The sequence below is a fragment of the Celeribacter naphthalenivorans genome, assembly GCF_020524585.1.
GTDB classification, from domain to species: domain Bacteria; phylum Pseudomonadota; class Alphaproteobacteria; order Rhodobacterales; family Rhodobacteraceae; genus Celeribacter; species Celeribacter naphthalenivorans.
On sequence record NZ_JAIVLK010000002.1, the window covers coordinates 91,320 to 106,800 of the forward strand.

15 protein-coding genes are annotated in these 15,481 nt (G+C 59.2%); 4 read left to right on the plus strand and 11 right to left on the minus strand.

The features are described from left to right. Nucleotides 1-5 precede the first annotated feature (5 nt). The 6 genes from LC094_RS04070 to LC094_RS04095 form a co-directional block, all read right to left on the minus strand. Nucleotides 6-1,220, minus strand: a complete 1,215-nt coding sequence (locus LC094_RS04070) for an OpgC family protein (RefSeq protein ID WP_226550458.1) — start codon at nucleotides 1,218-1,220, stop codon at nucleotides 6-8. Continuing rightward, the gene (gene mdoH / locus LC094_RS04075; RefSeq protein ID WP_226550459.1) at nucleotides 1,207-3,015 is read right to left on the minus strand and encodes a glucans biosynthesis glucosyltransferase MdoH; all 1,809 of its coding nucleotides are present in this window, start codon (nucleotides 3,013-3,015) and stop codon (nucleotides 1,207-1,209) included. Before mdoH ends, LC094_RS04070 begins: the two co-directional genes overlap by 14 nt. 16 nt (nucleotides 3,016-3,031) lie before the next feature. Beyond that, nucleotides 3,032-3,226 carry a hypothetical protein gene (locus LC094_RS04080; protein WP_226550460.1) on the minus strand — a complete coding sequence of 65 codons (195 nt, stop codon included), beginning with the start codon at nucleotides 3,224-3,226 and terminating at the stop codon, nucleotides 3,032-3,034. Between the two features lie 2 nt (nucleotides 3,227-3,228). After that, complete coding sequence (locus LC094_RS04085) at nucleotides 3,229-4,911, minus strand: glucan biosynthesis protein (RefSeq protein WP_404814972.1); 1,683 nt, start codon at nucleotides 4,909-4,911, stop codon at nucleotides 3,229-3,231. Between the two features lie 426 nt (nucleotides 4,912-5,337). Then, nucleotides 5,338-6,231 carry a fructose bisphosphate aldolase gene (locus LC094_RS04090; protein ID WP_226550461.1) on the minus strand — a complete coding sequence of 298 codons (894 nt, stop codon included), beginning with the start codon at nucleotides 6,229-6,231 and terminating at the stop codon, nucleotides 5,338-5,340. Between the two features lie 259 nt (nucleotides 6,232-6,490). Next, nucleotides 6,491-7,678 (minus strand): phosphoglycerate kinase, encoded by a 1,188-nt coding sequence (locus LC094_RS04095; protein WP_226550462.1) that lies wholly within the window; start codon nucleotides 7,676-7,678, stop codon nucleotides 6,491-6,493. A 191-nt stretch (nucleotides 7,679-7,869) separates the two neighbouring features. On the opposite strand from LC094_RS04095, the gene LC094_RS04100 reads away from it, so the two are divergent. Further along, complete coding sequence (locus LC094_RS04100; protein WP_219784763.1) at nucleotides 7,870-8,376, plus strand: peptidylprolyl isomerase; 507 nt, start codon at nucleotides 7,870-7,872, stop codon at nucleotides 8,374-8,376. Then, nucleotides 8,369-8,926 carry a peptidylprolyl isomerase gene (locus tag LC094_RS04105; RefSeq protein ID WP_226550463.1) on the plus strand — a complete coding sequence of 186 codons (558 nt, stop codon included), beginning with the start codon at nucleotides 8,369-8,371 and terminating at the stop codon, nucleotides 8,924-8,926. Before LC094_RS04100 ends, LC094_RS04105 begins: the two co-directional genes overlap by 8 nt. A gap of 74 nt (nucleotides 8,927-9,000) precedes the next feature. Here the strand turns inward: LC094_RS04105 and LC094_RS04110 are convergent, their stop codons facing one another. Continuing rightward, the gene (locus tag LC094_RS04110; protein ID WP_226550464.1) at nucleotides 9,001-9,867 is read right to left on the minus strand and encodes a hypothetical protein; all 867 of its coding nucleotides are present in this window, start codon (nucleotides 9,865-9,867) and stop codon (nucleotides 9,001-9,003) included. A 115-nt stretch (nucleotides 9,868-9,982) separates the two neighbouring features. Continuing rightward, nucleotides 9,983-11,272, minus strand: coding sequence for a tyrosine--tRNA ligase (gene tyrS / locus LC094_RS04115; RefSeq protein ID WP_226550465.1), 1,290 nt, complete (start codon nucleotides 11,270-11,272; stop codon nucleotides 9,983-9,985). Between the two features lie 72 nt (nucleotides 11,273-11,344). Between tyrS and LC094_RS04120 the strand changes: the two genes are divergently transcribed. Next, nucleotides 11,345-12,475 (plus strand): anhydro-N-acetylmuramic acid kinase, encoded by a 1,131-nt coding sequence (locus LC094_RS04120; protein ID WP_226550467.1) that lies wholly within the window; start codon nucleotides 11,345-11,347, stop codon nucleotides 12,473-12,475. Nucleotides 12,476-12,695: 220 nt separating this feature from the next. Here the strand turns inward: LC094_RS04120 and LC094_RS04125 are convergent, their stop codons facing one another. Beyond that, nucleotides 12,696-13,157, minus strand: a complete 462-nt coding sequence (locus LC094_RS04125; protein WP_226550468.1) for a cupin domain-containing protein — start codon at nucleotides 13,155-13,157, stop codon at nucleotides 12,696-12,698. 119 nt (nucleotides 13,158-13,276) lie between these two features. On the opposite strand from LC094_RS04125, the gene LC094_RS04130 reads away from it, so the two are divergent. Beyond that, nucleotides 13,277-13,552: a glycine zipper 2TM domain-containing protein gene (locus tag LC094_RS04130; protein WP_226550469.1), complete on the plus strand. Its 276-nt coding sequence runs from the start codon at nucleotides 13,277-13,279 to the stop codon at nucleotides 13,550-13,552. A 111-nt stretch (nucleotides 13,553-13,663) separates the two neighbouring features. Here LC094_RS04130 and LC094_RS04135 read toward each other — a convergent pair whose 3' ends face one another. Together LC094_RS04135 and LC094_RS04140 are read right to left on the minus strand one after the other, a co-directional pair. Beyond that, nucleotides 13,664-14,272, minus strand: coding sequence for a GNAT family N-acetyltransferase (locus tag LC094_RS04135; RefSeq protein ID WP_226550470.1), 609 nt, complete (start codon nucleotides 14,270-14,272; stop codon nucleotides 13,664-13,666). 26 nt (nucleotides 14,273-14,298) lie between these two features. Next, nucleotides 14,299-15,372 (minus strand): RelA/SpoT domain-containing protein, encoded by a 1,074-nt coding sequence (locus LC094_RS04140; RefSeq protein WP_226550471.1) that lies wholly within the window; start codon nucleotides 15,370-15,372, stop codon nucleotides 14,299-14,301. Nucleotides 15,373-15,481: the final 109 nt, after the last annotated feature.

The following is a 15,481-nucleotide window of genomic DNA, read 5'->3' on the forward strand; positions in this document are numbered from 1 at the left end:
GCGTGTTACTCTGCGGGCATCGGCTGCGCTGCAACGTCTGCCTTTCGCGCGGGCGTTTGACGTTTTGCGGACTTCTGAATGTCGCCCAGCCAAGCCACGGCAATGAGGATCAGCGCACCCAAGGGCATGAGCATCCAGCCGAGCCAGTCGGCCTTCTCATAATAGCCCATGATCACATGGTTGAAGAGCGCAAGCACCGTGCCCGCCGCGAAGACCAAAAGCCCTTGACGCCCCAGAAGCCGCAAGAAGGACAGCGCTTTCGACCCGGTCAAACGCGTCACCCAAGGCAGGCAGGACAACACATAGGCCAGGGCCAGAGCATGGGTCATGCGGGGCAGGGCGAGGAAGGTCTTGTCATGCGACACCATGTTGAACGGCAGGCCCGCCTTGCCCAGAACCGCCATCTGATGGTTCATGAACGGCCCGAAGCCCGGCACATAGCGCCACGCGAGCACCACCGCGAGCCAACCGGTCGCGAGCCAAAAGAGCCATGGCGTTTTCGGCACGAACCGCTCGCCCCGACGTAGGAAAATCCCGGTCAAAAGCCCGACGACAAAGATGAATTGCCAGGCGACAGGGTTGAAAAACCAGCCGCCCGGATTGGGGTAATTCGGCAGGTTGATCCGCCAAATGCCCGCCGCCAGCCAGAGCGCCGCCGAGAGCCCCAAGAGCAACATCGGCCGCCAAAGCCCCAAAAGGATTATCAAAGGCGCACAGAACAACAGCACCGAATAGGCAGGCAGAATGTTCACATAGCCCAATTGATGCCCCAGCAACGGAATGCCGATCAGCGCCTCGGCGGTGTTGCCAAACACTTGCCTGAGGTTGATCTTGGTCAGCAACTCATCGACGCCAAACCACGTGGCGCCTGCGGCAAAGATCGCGATGGCCAGAGAGGTCAGCAGGATCTGCACCAAGTAGAGCGTCCAGGAGCGTTTCCACATTGGCGCCACAGCCTGCCACAGGCCTTTGTCGTGGCGCGCCTGAAACCGACCGGTGTAGGCCAGACCGGCGGCGATGCCCGACATGATGAAAAACGCCTCCGCCGCATCGGAAAAGCCGATGTTGCGCACGGTGAGATATTCAAAGGGATTGTGCGGCGAGTGATCGACAAAGATCATCAAGAGCGCCAGCCCGCGAAACGCGTCGATGCGCGGGTCGCGCGGGCGTTTCACAGGCGTGGCCAACTCATTCGGCACCGCGATGTCATGCCGGGACATGGGTCACCTCCGGGCTTGCCACATCTGCGCGCGGCTCCGCCTGCCACCGACCAAGGATCTCGCGATAGCTGCGGATCACCGGGGCAGGGCGGCGCTCTTCGGGCACCAGAAACAGGGCATGTGTGAGCGGACGCGAGGTCCATGCAATCAGGAAGGGGGCGGCCACCATCGGCAAGCAGACCGGCAGGAGCCAAAGCGTCAGATCGGGCGCCACACGGGCGACCAAAGCCAGCGCCGCGCCGCCTGTGAGCATGATCCAAAGTCCCGCGCGGAAACCTTCCAGCAAGCTCAAAGCGCCTTCGCCACGCTGGTTCGCGGGCCAACCGCCATCGCGACCGGAGAGCACCTGAAGCACGGCTTTGGTCTGATACATCAGCATCAAAGGCGCAATCAGGGAAGACAGCAAAATCTCGGCCACCACCGACAAGCCAGCCCGAACAGAGCCGCCAAACCGGGCGGTGCGCCGCGTGCCCGAGGCTTCATAGAGAATGGCGAATTTCGGCAGGATCAAAAGCCCCATGATGCCAACGATCAGCGCGGTGATTTCCTTGGTCCGGTCGTCCGGGAAGACCGGGAACAGCATATGCGGCTCCGGGAAATAATTCGGCACGGGCGCGAGGATCGTCGCCACCACGGAGGTGATCAGAAAAGCGGCCCAAAGCACGGAGACGAGATAGGCGAAGATGCCCTGTAAAAACACAAAGCGCGACCAGCCGGCGATGCCGGGAGACAGCAAAAGCCGGGAATGTTGCAGGTTGCCCTGACACCAGCGGCGATCGCGTTTGGCGTAGGACAGGATGTTTTCCGGGCCTTCCTCAAACGAGCCGCTGATGGTGTGATCGACCTGCACGCGCCAGCCACCGCGCGCCAAAAGGGCGGCTTCGACATAGTCATGGCTCAGGATGTGCCCGCCAAAGGGTGGCGGACCGGCCAGTTCCGGCAGGGCGCAGCTTTCGGCAAAGGCATTGACCCGCACCATGGCGTTATGGCCCCAAAACGGACCCGTGTTGCCCTGAAGCCGCTCAAGGCCACGGGTGAAAATCGGGCTGTGAAAGCTTGCGGCGAATTGCATCGCCCGGCCAAAGAACGACCGCGCGCCGATGATTTTCGGCAGGGTCTGCAACAGGCCAAGCTTCGGGTCGGCCTGCATCTTGGCGGCCATCTCGCGCACGGCGCGGCCTTCCATCAGGCTGTCGGCATCGAGGATCAGCGCGAAATCATAGGCGCTGCCGGAGCGACGGATGAACTCTTCGATGTTGCCCGCCTTGCGTCCCCGGTTGTCGTCGCGACGACGGTAGAAAATGCGACCTTCTCCGTGTGTCTCGCGGATCAGGCGCAGATAGGTCTGACGCTCCAAAAGCGCAGATTCATCATTGCGGGTGTCGGACAGGATCGCGATGTCGGCGGCGAGACCTTCGGCGCGGATCGACTGATCCATCGCGGCGATGCGCGCAAAGGTCGTCACCGGGTCTTCGTTGCAGATCGGCACCAAGACGACGAGACGCGGGGCAGGGGATGTCAACTCCGGCGCAGGGCGGCGTTTGCCGACGCGCGGCGCGAGGCCGACGAAAGACAACGTCGCCCCCCAGGCGAGCCAGGCGGTGGTGACAAAAATCAACACCCCGCGCACCACGTCCCAAACATCGACACCGTCCTGAATGGCGGCATCGGCCAGAAGCGTCGAGGCGGTGAGGGCGGCCAAAAGCGCGAAACTTAGGGCCAGTGTGCGGATCAGCTTGGTGCGGGCATCAGCGGGCAGGGCCCTGCGCGCGGCCTTGCGAGGCGAAGAGGACATGATCTGTCTCTCGGCCTCAGACCGCTTTGCCGGGCAGGATCAGGCGCAGAAGGCGGGGCCATTCGGCCCGCCGGGTGTCGCGTTCAAGCACTTGGCGCGGCATCTCAAGCGGCGCCTCGGGCGGCAACCAGTCCTGCGCCGCATCGAGATGTGCGTCGGTGTTCATATCTTTGCCCATATCCAATTCGGTCTGTTGAGAAGATCGCGTCAAAGTCAGTCCCTCATCCATTGGTAAAGCCACGTTTCTGTTAATGTCTGTCCATAACCCGTCAGAGCGGCTTTAAGTTCCGCAACATTTCCGGGATCGGTTTTCGCCTCGATCACAAGACGCCAGATATTGGTGCCGCTGACCTTGCTGACAATGGCCTGCGTGATCTCGCCACGGCCGCTGCTGACCTGCGGGACCAGCACGGCATCGGCAGGCAGAGAAGACAGAACGCCCCCCTCGAAATCGATCACGAATTTGCGGGTGTCGCTTTTCTGTTCAACGCCGGCCACACCGCCTTCGCCCACACGGGTGCGCAGGACGCGGGCGCGATCGACGCTGCGGTCGCCTTTGGGCGCCATGCCCCAATGCAGCCGGTAGCCATATTCCAGCGCCGCGCCTTTGTCGAACGTCCCATCCGGCACCCAGAAGGCGACGATATTGTCGTTGCCCTCAAGTTTCGACGGGATCTCCACCAGACGCACGGTGCCCTTGCCCCAATCGCCAATCGGTTCGACCATCAAGGACGGGCGGCGTTCATAATGCGCTTGCGCGTCGAGGTAATCGTCGAAATCGCGGCTGCGCTGGATAAGGCCGAAGGACAGCGGGTTTTCTGCGCCCAGATAAGAACTCGCCAGACGCGGCGGATTGTTCAAGGCACGCAGGAAAGTCTCGCCACCTCGGGTGTTGAGCACGAGATATTCGCTGTCATGCACAGAGGCGCGGAAATCGTCGAAACCACGCGGATCGGCGCCACCGAAGAGATACATCGAGGTCAAGGGCGCGATGCCGATCTGATCGGTTTTCTCGCGCAGGAACAGCCGGGCGGTGACCTCCATCTCGGTGTCCTCACCGGGGGTGATGACAAAGCGGTAGGCGCCGGTCACGGATTTGCTGTCGAGTGCGGCATAGACCGTGATCGTGTTGGCGCCCGGCATGGGACGTTCGATCCAGAAATCGGTAAAGCGCGGGAATTCTTCGCCGCCCTGCATGGCGGTGTTGACCGCGAGGCCTCGCGCGGAGAGGCCGTAAACCGTCCCCCGACCCAAGGCGCGGAAATAGCTCGCGCCCAGGAATGCGATCAGCTCATCGAAGATGTCGGCACGGTTGAGCGGGTTGTGCAGGCGGAACCCGGCCACCCCCGGCATCGGCGTGTCCTCGGGGATTTGTTCGCTGACATTGCCGCCATATTCGAAATCATGGGTGGTGAAGTCCATCGGCTGGGCGCGGCCCTCGACGATTTCGAAAATATGCACCGGCTCCTTGAACAGCCATCCGAGATGGAAAGCGTGCAGGCGGAATTCCTGTCCCTCGTCTTGCCAGCGGGCATGGTCGGGGCGGAAGCGGATGCGTTGGTAGGCGTCGTAATCGAGACCGGCGAGCGCGCCTTCGATCTTTTCCGCCTCGTGCCAATTCTCACCGGCCGCTTTGCGCATTTCCTCGGAGAGCGCGTCAAAACTAAAGGGCGGGAATTCGGGGGCGGCGGGCGCGACAGGCTCTGCGGGCAGAGGGTCGGCTTCGGGGGCCGCGGTGACAGGGGCTTCGGTGACTGGGGCTTCGGCCTCTTGGGCCATCAGCAAAGAGGGCATCACCGCAGAGACGGCAACAGAGCCCGCCATAGCCGATAGAAACCGGCGGCGGCGCAGATTGTCAGGGGAAGTCTCAAGGGTTGCGGCGGAACCGGCGGGAATCGTCAAACTGGCACTCCGTGATGTCAGGGTCTGGAGGGTAAATAAGGCGTCAATTTTGCTGTGCAGCACAAAATGCCAATCTTAGGGTGTCTGTGGCGGAATACTGCTTAATGCGGGCGGAATTCCTCCTAATCTCAACGCCTTTTGACCTTTTTTGTCCATCGCGCAAGTGGGATTCTGCGCGTGGGATGCGGATTTACGCTGATCAAACGGCGAAGTGATTTCGCAAATGCAGCATATATGTTCGTAAAAGTGTTACACGGTTTTCGCGATCGAGTTCCAGTGAGCAAATGCACATATCTTTCCCACCCTCTCTGGTCTTGTCGTGGACTTGCCACGGCGCGACTCACCTTGGCCTCGGGGTGGTGGCGCGCGAAAAGGGCGCCCCCGGTGAGGAGCGCCCAAATTTCTGTAGGGATGCGCAGATCAGCCCGCGATGGAGGCCGCGTGGATGCTGTCCACGGCGGCTTTCAGCGTGGCGTCGAATTCCGCGTCGCTTTGTTTGGCGTTCAGCCCCTCGGAGAGCGCGCGCGAGAAAGACGCGATCATGCCGGTGTTTTTCGACAGGATGTCATTGGCCTCATCGCGCCCGTAACCGCCCGACAGCGCCACGACTTTCAACACGCGCGGGTGATCGACCAGCGGTTTGTAGAAATTGGCCTCGGTCGGCAGGGAGAGTTTCAGCATGACCTGCTTGCTCTCGTCCATGGCGTCGAGATGCTTGAGGATTTCTTCGCGCAGGATGGCTTCGGCTTCGGCCTTATCCGCGATGGTGATGGTCACTTCCGGCTCAAGGATCGGCATGAGACCGGCCTTGATCACCTGTTCGCCGATCTCGAATTGCTGGTCGACGACGGCTTTGATGCCTTCTGGATTGGCGGCGTTGATCACCGAGCGCTCTTTGGTGCCAAAGACCTTGAGCTTTGCGGCGCGCGCCAAAAGATCGTCGAGACCCGGCATCGGTTTCATCAGCTGAACGCCATTTGCCTCGGCTTCGAGCCCCTTGTCGATCTTGAGAAACGGCACCACGCCTTTGTCTTCCCAGAGGAACAAAGAGGTCGGTTTGCCACCGACTTCGCGGTCCATGGTCATCTCAAAGAGGATCGCGCCGATGACTTTGTCGCCGGTGAAAGACGGCGACTGGATGATGCGCGACCGCATCGCGTGCACCATGTCGAACATCTCGTCGTCACCCGAATATTCGCTTTCCTCGACGCCGTAGAGTTTGAGCGCCTTGGGCGTGGAGCCCCCCGATTGGTCAAGCGCTGCGATGAAGCCTTGGCCTTCGCCCATTTTGGCGGTCATTTCTTGAATAGACATCTCATTCCTCTTCTTGGCCTCTGTTGGGTCAAATCCCCTCGCGGGGCTCAACTGATCTCACTACCGAATTACCGTGCCCGGCGCCGCGTCGCAATCTTGGTGGCGCTAACGTTTTGGAATCTCTTGCAGGTTACGCGCTCGGCTCACCTTGGCGGTAGGCTATGCCGCTTTTCCCGGCAGGGACTTGATGTCCCTCAAACGCGCCTCATGATGTGTCTGAAAATGAAAAGGCCCGCCAGAACCGGCGGGCCTTGAACACTTAGCCGAGGGCCACAACCCCGGGCAATTCCTTGCCTTCCATCCACTCGAGGAAGGCGCCGCCCGCGGTTGAGATATAGGTGAAATCTTCGCCGTGGCCCGAGGCGTTGATCGAGGCCACCGTGTCGCCGCCACCCGCGACGGACACCAAAGCGCCCGCCTTGGTCTGTTCGGCGATCTTTTCGATCATCGCGAAGGTGCCTTTGCCAAAGGGCTCAAGTTCGAACACCCCAAGCGGGCCGTTCATGATCAAGGTCTTGGCACCTTCGATGATCTCGCTGATGCGCTCGACCGATTTCGGACCCGCGTCGAAAATCATCGCATCCGCCGGGCATTCGGTGACCGGCACGACCTCGTTTTCGGCATTGGCCTTGAACTCGCGGGCGATGACGACATCGACCGGCAGCACGATTTCGCACCCGGCCTCGTCGGCCTTTTTGATGATCTCGCGCGCGGTGTCGGCCAGATCATGCTCGCAAAGCGATTTGCCCACATCGACGCCCTCGGCCGCCAGGAACGTGTTGGCCATGCCGCCGCCGATCACCAAGTAATCGACCTTGCGCACCAGATTGCCCAGCAGATCGAGCTTGGTCGAGACTTTCGCGCCACCGACCACGGCCACGACCGGGCGTTCGGGGGTGGAAAGTGCGGCTTCGAGCGCGGAAAGCTCGGCTTGCATCAGCCGACCTGCGCAGGAAGGCAGGAGTTTCGCCACCCCTTCGGTCGAGCCATGCGCGCGGTGCGCCGCAGAAAAGGCGTCATTGACATAGACATCGCCCAGAGCGGCGAGAGAGGCGGCGAATTGGCCGTCGTTCTTGGTCTCGCCCTCATGGAAGCGGGTGTTTTCCAGCAACAGAACTTCACCTTCGCCAAGCTCACCCACACCCTCTTTTGCCGGACCGCCGATGCAGTCACTCGCAAATTTCACCGGCACGCCCAGCACGTCGGAGACGGCGTCCTTGATCAGCCCAAGGCTCATCTCCGGCACGACCTGACCTTTCGGACGCCCGAAATGCGCCAAAAGCACCGGCTTGCCGCCTTTTTCCAGAATGTCGTCAATCGTCGGCTTGATCCGCTCGATCCGGGTGGCGTCGGTCACTTTGCCATCGGCCACGGGCACGTTGATGTCCACACGGGTCAGCACGACCTTGCCGGCCAGCTCCATATCATCGAGGGTTTTCCAAGCCATAGCAATCGGTCCTTTCGGGGGAGGGGTTGGCGTCTGACACTTGTTTGAACTCTGATCACCGCTTCGTCAACCACCGTGAGTTGTGGCGGGTGCAGATGAGCAGGCTTGTGATGAGTTCGGCCTTTCCCTCGTCTCACGCGCAGATTAAACTGTGCCAAATTTTGACCGTTTCTATCCGGAAGGAGCCAGTCATGGCCGACATCAAAGATCCTGAAAACACGATCATCATCACGCTCGAAGGCGGCGAAGTGGTCATCGAGCTTCTGCCCGACATCGCGCCCAAACATTGTGAGCGGATGAAAGAGCTTGCGCGCTCCGGCGCCTATGACGGGGTGGTGTTTCACCGCGTGATCGACGGCTTCATGGCGCAGACGGGCGACGTGAAATTCGGCAACCAGAACAAAGACTTCGAACTGCGTCGTGCGGGCACCGGCGGCTCCGATCTGCCGGATCTTCCGGCTGAGTTCTCCGGCATTCCGCATGATCGCGGCACCATCGGTGCGGCGCGGTCGCAGAACCCGAACTCCGCCAACTCGCAGTTCTTCATCAACTTCTCCGACAACCACTTCCTCAACCGCCAGTACACGGTCTATGGCCGCGTGATCTCCGGCATGGACGCCGTCGACAAGATCACCCGTGGTGAGCCGCCGATGTACCCCGACGCGATGATCTCCATGAAGGTGGCCGCCGATGCTTAAGTCGCTCACCCTGATCGCCGCTCTGGTGGCGGGGCCGGCCTTCGCGACCGGGCTCGACATCACCGTCTCGGGCGAGGCCAATGGTGTCGTCCATATCGACCTGTTCGACGATGTGGCCCCGGGCCATGTCGAGCAGATCACGAAACTCGCCTCTGAGGGCGCCTATGACAATGTCGTGTTTCACCGCGTGATCGACGGCTTCATGGCGCAAACGGGCGATGTGCAATATGGCAAAATGGGCGCTGCCGATTTTTCGATGCAGATGGCCGGGCGCGGTGGCTCCACCTATCCCGATCTGAAGGCCGAGTTCTCCGATCAGTCCTTTGACACCGGCGTCGTCGGCATGGCCCGCAGCCAGAACCCGAACTCCGCCAATGCGCAGTTCTTCATCATGTTCGCGCCCGCGCCGCATCTCGACGGTCAATACACCGTGGTCGGCAAGGTGACGTCCGGCATGGATGTGGTCAATCAGATCAAACGCGGCACCGGCCCCAATGGCGCCGTCATCGGTGAGCCGGATGTGATGACGTCTGTGAAGGTCACGGACTAATCCGGCTAATCCGGTCCGACACTGCAATAGAAAGGGCGCTCTCGGGCGCCCTTTTTCATGTCTGACTTCTGGGTTTAAAACTCGAAGCGCACCGCCGCAGAGGCCAATCCATCCCCCGCGCCATAGCCGCCCGACAAATCCAGTGAGGTCGAGCCGCGCAGGTAGATGTTCGCCCCCAAAAGCGCCACGCCATCCTCCGGTTCCTCAAAGGGCACAGAGACCAATTCGGTCAGGGACAGCCGGTCGGTCACTTGGTGGCGATAGGCCAGTTCCACCGCGGCGGGGGCATCATTGGCCTCATTGTAGGACAGCGTGCCGGACATCTCGCCCGCGCCCAATTCATAGCGCCCTTGCAGTTTCGCATTGGCATCATTGGTGTCGCCATCGACATATTCCAACGCCACCTCGATCTGCCAAGCGCCGCTCTGCCAGCCGCCGCCAAGACCCAGAATCGTGGCGTCATATTCATCGACATAATGGAGCGAGGTCGCCACGCCTGCGGTTTGATAGCTCACGCCATAGGGCAGGTATTGGCTTTCGGTGATCGTGCCATTGGTCAATCGGCTAAATCCCGTCTCTGTGCGTCTCAGCGCTTCCGGTAGCATCACGTCGGAAATCAGCGGGCGGGCGAATTGGTCATAGGCCGGGCGCGGATTGCCGATCTCGAACCGGGCGCCGGAGCTGAGGCTATAACTCAGCGCCGCATAGGTTTCATGTTCGCGCCCCAAGGTGCCAAAGGCCCCGAAACTCAGACCCAGCCCATCCCAAGCGGTGGTCCATGTGCCATCACCGCCCAGCCATGCCTCTTCGGTATCGATCGTCGATGCACCAAGCGCGATCCAGCCGTCGCCGGTGATCCATTGGCTCGCGTCAAAAGATTGCGCCTCAGCCGTGCTGGCGAGGCCCATGAGAACAAGGGGGAGGAATGCGACTCTCTTCATGCGTGTATTCTGCGCCTGAAAATGGAAAAAATCCATGAAGATCAGCGTCCTTTAATATCACAAAACCGCGCAGTTGCTGCGCGGCTTTGGATCATTTCGTGAAGTCGGGCGGAATTTAGCCCTTGCAGACCACCAATGCGTGGCGCTTTTTGCCTGCCGAGAGCTTCATCGGCTCCTTGAGCATATCAGCCGTCACCAGAAGGCCTGCGTCCTTGTGGTCCTCGTCATTCACCTTAGCGCCGCCCTCGGAAAACAGGCGTTTTGCTGCTTTGCCGCTGTCGGAGAGGCCGGATTTGACGAAAAGCTGCACGATGGAAATGCCGTCGCCGATGTCCGACGCCGCCAGTTCCACGGTCGGAAGATCATCGCCCACGCCGCCTTTCTCAAACACCTCGCGTGCGGTGGCCTCGGCCGCCTTCGCAGCTTCGGCGCCATGCAACAGCGTGGTGACCTCATTGGCGAGGATGATCTTGGCTTCGTTGATCTCGGACCCTTCAAGCGCGCCGAGACGCTCACACTCTTCGACCGGCAGATCGGTGTAGAGCTTGAGGAAGCGCCCGGTGTCGGCATCCGTGGTGTTGCGCCAGAACTGCCAGAACTCATAGGGCGAGAGCATATCGGCATTGAGCCAGACCGCGCCGCCTTGGGATTTGCCCATCTTGCGGCCATCCGAGGTGGTCAAAAGCGGCGTGGTCAATCCGTAGATGTCATTGTCCAAAACACGGCGCGTCAGGTCGATGCCGTTGACAATATTGCCCCATTGATCCGATCCGCCCATCTGCAAAAGACAGCCGTAGCGGCGGTTCAGCTCGAGGAAATCATACGCCTGCAAAATCATGTAGTTGAATTCGAGGAAGGACAGCGATTGCTCGCGATCCAAACGCGATTTCACGCTCTCAAAAGACAGCATCCGGTTCACGGAGAAATGCCGCCCGATGTCGCGCAGGAAGTCGAGGTAATTCAGGCTGTCGAGCCACTCGGCATTGTTGCGCATGAGCGCAAGATTATTTTGCCCTACCGCTTCGCTACTTGAGGGCGTGTTGCCCTCATCCCCGTAATCGAGGTAGCGGTCGAACACCTGCTGCATGCCCGCGATGTTCTCGTCGATCTGCTCCGGCCCCAACAACGGGCGTTCGTCGGAGCGGAAAGACGGATCGCCCACCTTCGTCGTGCCGCCGCCCATCAGCGTGATCGGCTTGTTGCCGGTCTTCTGGAACCAGCGCAGCAGCATGATGTTCAACAGATGCCCGACGTGCAGCGATTTCGCCGTCGCGTCATAGCCGATATAGGCGGTCACCATCCCATTGTTCAGCGCGTCGTCCAGCTCTTGCAAATTGGTGCAATCGGCCAGGAACCCGCGCTCGATGATCACGCGCAGGAATTCCGATTTGGGATGGTAGGTCATCTGTCACATTTTCCGTTCAAAGGGTCAGCGGGGCCTGATATATCGGGGTGCGCACCAAAGGGAAAGAGTGTGATGAGCAGTCAGGGTAAGAAGTCTCCGATCTGGGCCGCCGGATGTATGTCCGGCACGTCTTTGGACGGGGTGGATGTGGCGGTGTTGAAAACCGATGGTGTCGAGATTCTCGAATTCGGAAAAAGCGTCTTTTGGGATTACACGCCGGATGAGCAGGATAAATTGCGGGCGTCCCTCGGGTCGTGGGCGGCACCTGAAGAGGTGTGTGAAATCATTGAGACGGCGCATAGCCATGCCTTGATGAATCTCATCGTTGGCGAAGATGCGGCGGAGTTCGATCTGATCGGCTTTCACGGCCAGACCTTGAACCACGCGCCTGACGCGGGGAGGACCTATCAGGCCGGGAATGGCGCAGTTCTGGCCGAGATGTTCGGCTGCACGGTGGTCTGGGATTTCCGCACGGCGGATGTCGAAATGGGCGGGCAGGGCGCGCCTTTGGCGCCGTTCTTCCATCACGCTTTGGCGCGCTACATCGGGGCCGAGGCGCCGGTCGCCTTCCTCAATCTCGGTGGTGTCGGCAATCTGACTTGGGTCGATCCCACCGTGGAGGACCCGGCAGCACCCGGCGCTTTGCTGGCCTTCGACACCGGCCCCGCGAATGCGCCGGTGAACGATCTGATGCGCGCGCGCCGGGGCGAGACCCATGACGCGGGTGGCGCACTGGCCGCTGCGGGTCAGCCGGAGATGAAGATCGTCGCCAAAGGCCTTGAGCATCCTTATTTCTACAAAATGCCGCCGAAATCTCTGGACCGGAACGATTTCCACGGTGTTCTTGAGGCCGCCTTATCGCTGTCCGACGCCGATGCCGCCGCCACCCTGACCGCCTTTGCCGCCGCTTCGGTCGCCCGCGCGATGGAGCATTGCCCGACACCGCCCACGGCGCTCTATGTCACCGGCGGCGGGCGTCACAACGCGACGTTGATGGCGATGATTGCGGCGGGGGTGGATTGCCCGGTGTTGCCGGTCGAAGAGGTGGGGCTCGATGGCGATATGTTAGAGGCGCAGGCCTTTGCCTATCTCGCAGTGCGGGTGATCTACGGGATGCCGACCTCTGCCCCCATGACGACTGGCGTGCGGACTGCGATCGGGGGCGGTCGCATTTCGCGGCCTGATCTGGGGAAAACGGAATAGGTTAAAATGGGAGGAGAACGAGACCCGGCAGCTTGCGAGGTGCAACTCCGCCGGGCCCAAAACTCGAAACAATGGGAAAACGTGTGGTCACTGGTTCCCCCCCCGACACTGGTTAACAGGTTCAGGTTAACCTAACGTCATTTTTAAGCCAGTCTGGAAAACCTTACCATTTTGCCAAATCTGTGGGGAAAAACGCGACAGTATTCCCCATAATCCGGCATTATCTTTGCTCTGGCCCCAATTCGCTGCGCGGAATCTCAAAATCGGGCGGCGCCAGATCGAAGCCGTCAAACCGGAACCCCGGCGAGACCGTACAGCCGACCAGCGTCCAGTCTCCTGTCGTCTTGGCCGCCTGCCAATGATGCGGTGGTACGATGAGCTGGGGCGCTTCTCCGGCGGTTAAATCCGGTCCAAGGATCAAATCCCGTGCCGGGCCGTCTTCCGTCTCCGACATCGACAAAATCAGAGGCGCGCCCGCGTAGTAATGCCAGATCTCCGTCGCATCGACCCGGTGCCAATGGCTTTGCTCGCCCGCCCTGAGCAGGAAATAGATACAGGTCCCCGCCGCCCGCGCATCGCCGTCCGTCTCGGCGATCCAGGTTTGCCGATAATGCCCGCCCTCGGGGTGAGGCGTCAGGTTCAGCTTTGCGATGATCTCATCTGCGGAAATTTCTTTTGTCATAATTTCAAATGTTTACCTTGTTTTCGCTCACGCATTTGCACGTTTAGTACAGTTTTTTAGGAACCATTCCGGCGAGGCTGACGTTGACCCCACAGCAATAAGATCAACGGGAGACTTCCATGTCCAAGAAAATCCTTTTGGCGATGGCCTTTGCCGCGCCCGCACTCGCCGCTTGTCAGATGAGCAACACCGACATGAGCACCGGCGTCGGCGCTGCTGCCGGTGCTGGTCTGGGCTACATCACTGCCGATGCGCTTGGGTCCAATGACGAATGGACCGTCCTGGCCACGCTGGGTGGCGCTGCTGCCGGCGCTCTGGTCGCCAAGGATGCGAGCGCTGCGACCTGTGCCTATTCCAACGGTGACGGCACCTATTACACGGCGAAATGCCCGTAAGAGCGTACGGTTCGCCCAAGAGTTTGTGACGTGACCAGTGCTTAGGTTTCTGTTCAGAGTGTTTGTTTTCGAAGGCCTCGCAATGTTGCGGGGCCTTTTGCTATGAGCCTTTCAGATCATAGGAATCTGCGGCGCGGCCGTCTTCGCCAGCGGACCATTCATGCGCGGATCGTCCATCACCTCGATGGCGCGCCGGTAGGGGGTAAAGCCTGAGCGGATGTAGAACCCCACGGCCTGCGGGCTGTCCAGCGTACAGGTGTGAACGAAGAACCGCTTGATCGGGTGCGCGAAGGCCTTGTCCAAAGCATGTTCCATTAACCACCGCCCGGTGCCGCCGCCGATCAGGCTCTTATCCAGCCCGAAAAACGCCAGTTCGGTGTTCTCGGGATCGCGGAAATCCAATTCCAAAAGTCCGAGATCCATGCCGTCTTTGCGGACCGAATAGACCTCGACATTCGGATCGGTCAGGATCGCGGCAAGCGCATCATCCGCCATATACATCCTTGAAAACCAAAGCCAATCCTCGCCGACACGTCGATAAAGCGCGCGATACCATTCGAGATCGGGCGCCTCATGACGCACCAGCTCCAACCCCGGCTGCTCCGGCGCAGGGCGCGGAGCGGGGCGGGAGTGCATTTCGAGGTAAGTGACAATGGCGGCGAGCTTGCCGGAGGGCAACTCGTGGGTGCCGTCGGGGAGCGGGCTGGAGAGGGAAGTCATATCTTAATTATTATTCCTAAGTCGGATTAGGTAGTCTTCTGCCAAGGCAGAATGATCTCGTGACCCATAATCTTGTAAATTGCCTCTTCCAGAAGAAATACAAAATCGGAGGTATCTTCAAAGTAATTTCGAAATGCTTCGCGAATATGTAGAGGTGTTTTGGCTCCAACCAACACTGCATTCAGAGTTTCTTCTCGCCCTTCAATTTCTGAAATTGCACGGAGCGCTTGAGGAAAACTTGAAAATGAAAACACGAACAAATCTCCTTTTGTCGTTCGCTGTAAGATACTGTTTTTCTTTAGAGGTCTATAGTTAACGGCAACTTGTAGGCCGTGTATCATAGTCACAGTGTGTGTTTGATACTCTAATTCTATAAAGCGGTTGGCCAGTTTTATGTCGTCCATTTCAGCTAAGCACCCGCTGCTGGCTTCATGAACTCTTGCTAAGATCTCGCTGGCGATGAGAAACTGTTCGTAGGCAGGGTTTTCAGACTGCTGAAACTTAAATCGCGCAGTTTGAGTGTCGTCATAAATTTCGACTGCTGTTGCCCATGCATGTTGAACAGCGGTGCGTAGTTGTACTTCAAATTTAAGGCCGTTCCATGGAATGCCACTCGGTGATGCCACTTGTCTCTCCATTACTTCATGTATACCGCGGTATCCTGTAGTTTTGGGTGACTGAATGTAGTCAAATTTATCGACATCATGGGTTAAACGATGTTGGGCTTTGGATTGCCGCATTTGATCTCGAAAATCATAAATTTCATCCAGAGATCTGAAGATTGCACGGACGCCAGCGATATCATGCATTGTAGATAGATCGCGAGACCGTCCCGTGGCGAGCTTATCGACAATGGTATTGATACGTTTCAGACGTTGACCAACGATTGGGCGACCTGGAGAATTTAAACGTCTAAGCCATGCTTGTGCAGTATTTAGCACAGCCCCATGGGATGTGCGCCAATTTTCCAAAATGAGATATTCCTCATATGGAATTGCTAAGTTCCATACCAAGTGCTTTTTTTCGTTGTATGCAGCTGCAATTTTTTTTCCTGCGGTCCTCACCCTGTTTTTAGAATACTGTGGGGTCGGCCAAGCCATATTCGATGTCCTTTGAGATGATGTATGAAATTGAGCTTATATAAATAGGCATAAAACAAAAAGCCCCACCAATCCGGCGGGGCTTTCTCTATCTCGTCAAGCGGGTTTG

Coding starts and splice junctions, on each gene's coding strand:
- LC094_RS04140 (WP_226550471.1), bottom strand. CDS start 15,372: ATGGCTTGGCCGACCCCACAGTATTCTAAAAACAGGGTGAGGACCGCA.
- LC094_RS04095 (WP_226550462.1), bottom strand. CDS start 7,678: ATGGCTTGGAAAACCCTCGATGATATGGAGCTGGCCGGCAAGGTCGTG.
- LC094_RS04100 (WP_219784763.1), top strand. CDS start 7,870: ATGGCCGACATCAAAGATCCTGAAAACACGATCATCATCACGCTCGAA.
- LC094_RS04130 (WP_226550469.1), top strand. CDS start 13,277: ATGTCCAAGAAAATCCTTTTGGCGATGGCCTTTGCCGCGCCCGCACTC.
- LC094_RS04135 (WP_226550470.1), bottom strand. CDS start 14,272: ATGACTTCCCTCTCCAGCCCGCTCCCCGACGGCACCCACGAGTTGCCC.
- LC094_RS04125 (WP_226550468.1), bottom strand. CDS start 13,157: ATGACAAAAGAAATTTCCGCAGATGAGATCATCGCAAAGCTGAACCTG.
- LC094_RS04090 (WP_226550461.1), bottom strand. CDS start 6,231: ATGTCTATTCAAGAAATGACCGCCAAAATGGGCGAAGGCCAAGGCTTC.
- LC094_RS04110 (WP_226550464.1), bottom strand. CDS start 9,867: ATGAAGAGAGTCGCATTCCTCCCCCTTGTTCTCATGGGCCTCGCCAGC.
- LC094_RS04120 (WP_226550467.1), top strand. CDS start 11,345: ATGAGCAGTCAGGGTAAGAAGTCTCCGATCTGGGCCGCCGGATGTATG.
- mdoH (WP_226550459.1), bottom strand. CDS start 3,015: ATGTCCTCTTCGCCTCGCAAGGCCGCGCGCAGGGCCCTGCCCGCTGAT.
- LC094_RS04105 (WP_226550463.1), top strand. CDS start 8,369: ATGCTTAAGTCGCTCACCCTGATCGCCGCTCTGGTGGCGGGGCCGGCC.
- LC094_RS04070 (WP_226550458.1), bottom strand. CDS start 1,220: ATGTCCCGGCATGACATCGCGGTGCCGAATGAGTTGGCCACGCCTGTG.
- tyrS (WP_226550465.1), bottom strand. CDS start 11,272: ATGACCTACCATCCCAAATCGGAATTCCTGCGCGTGATCATCGAGCGC.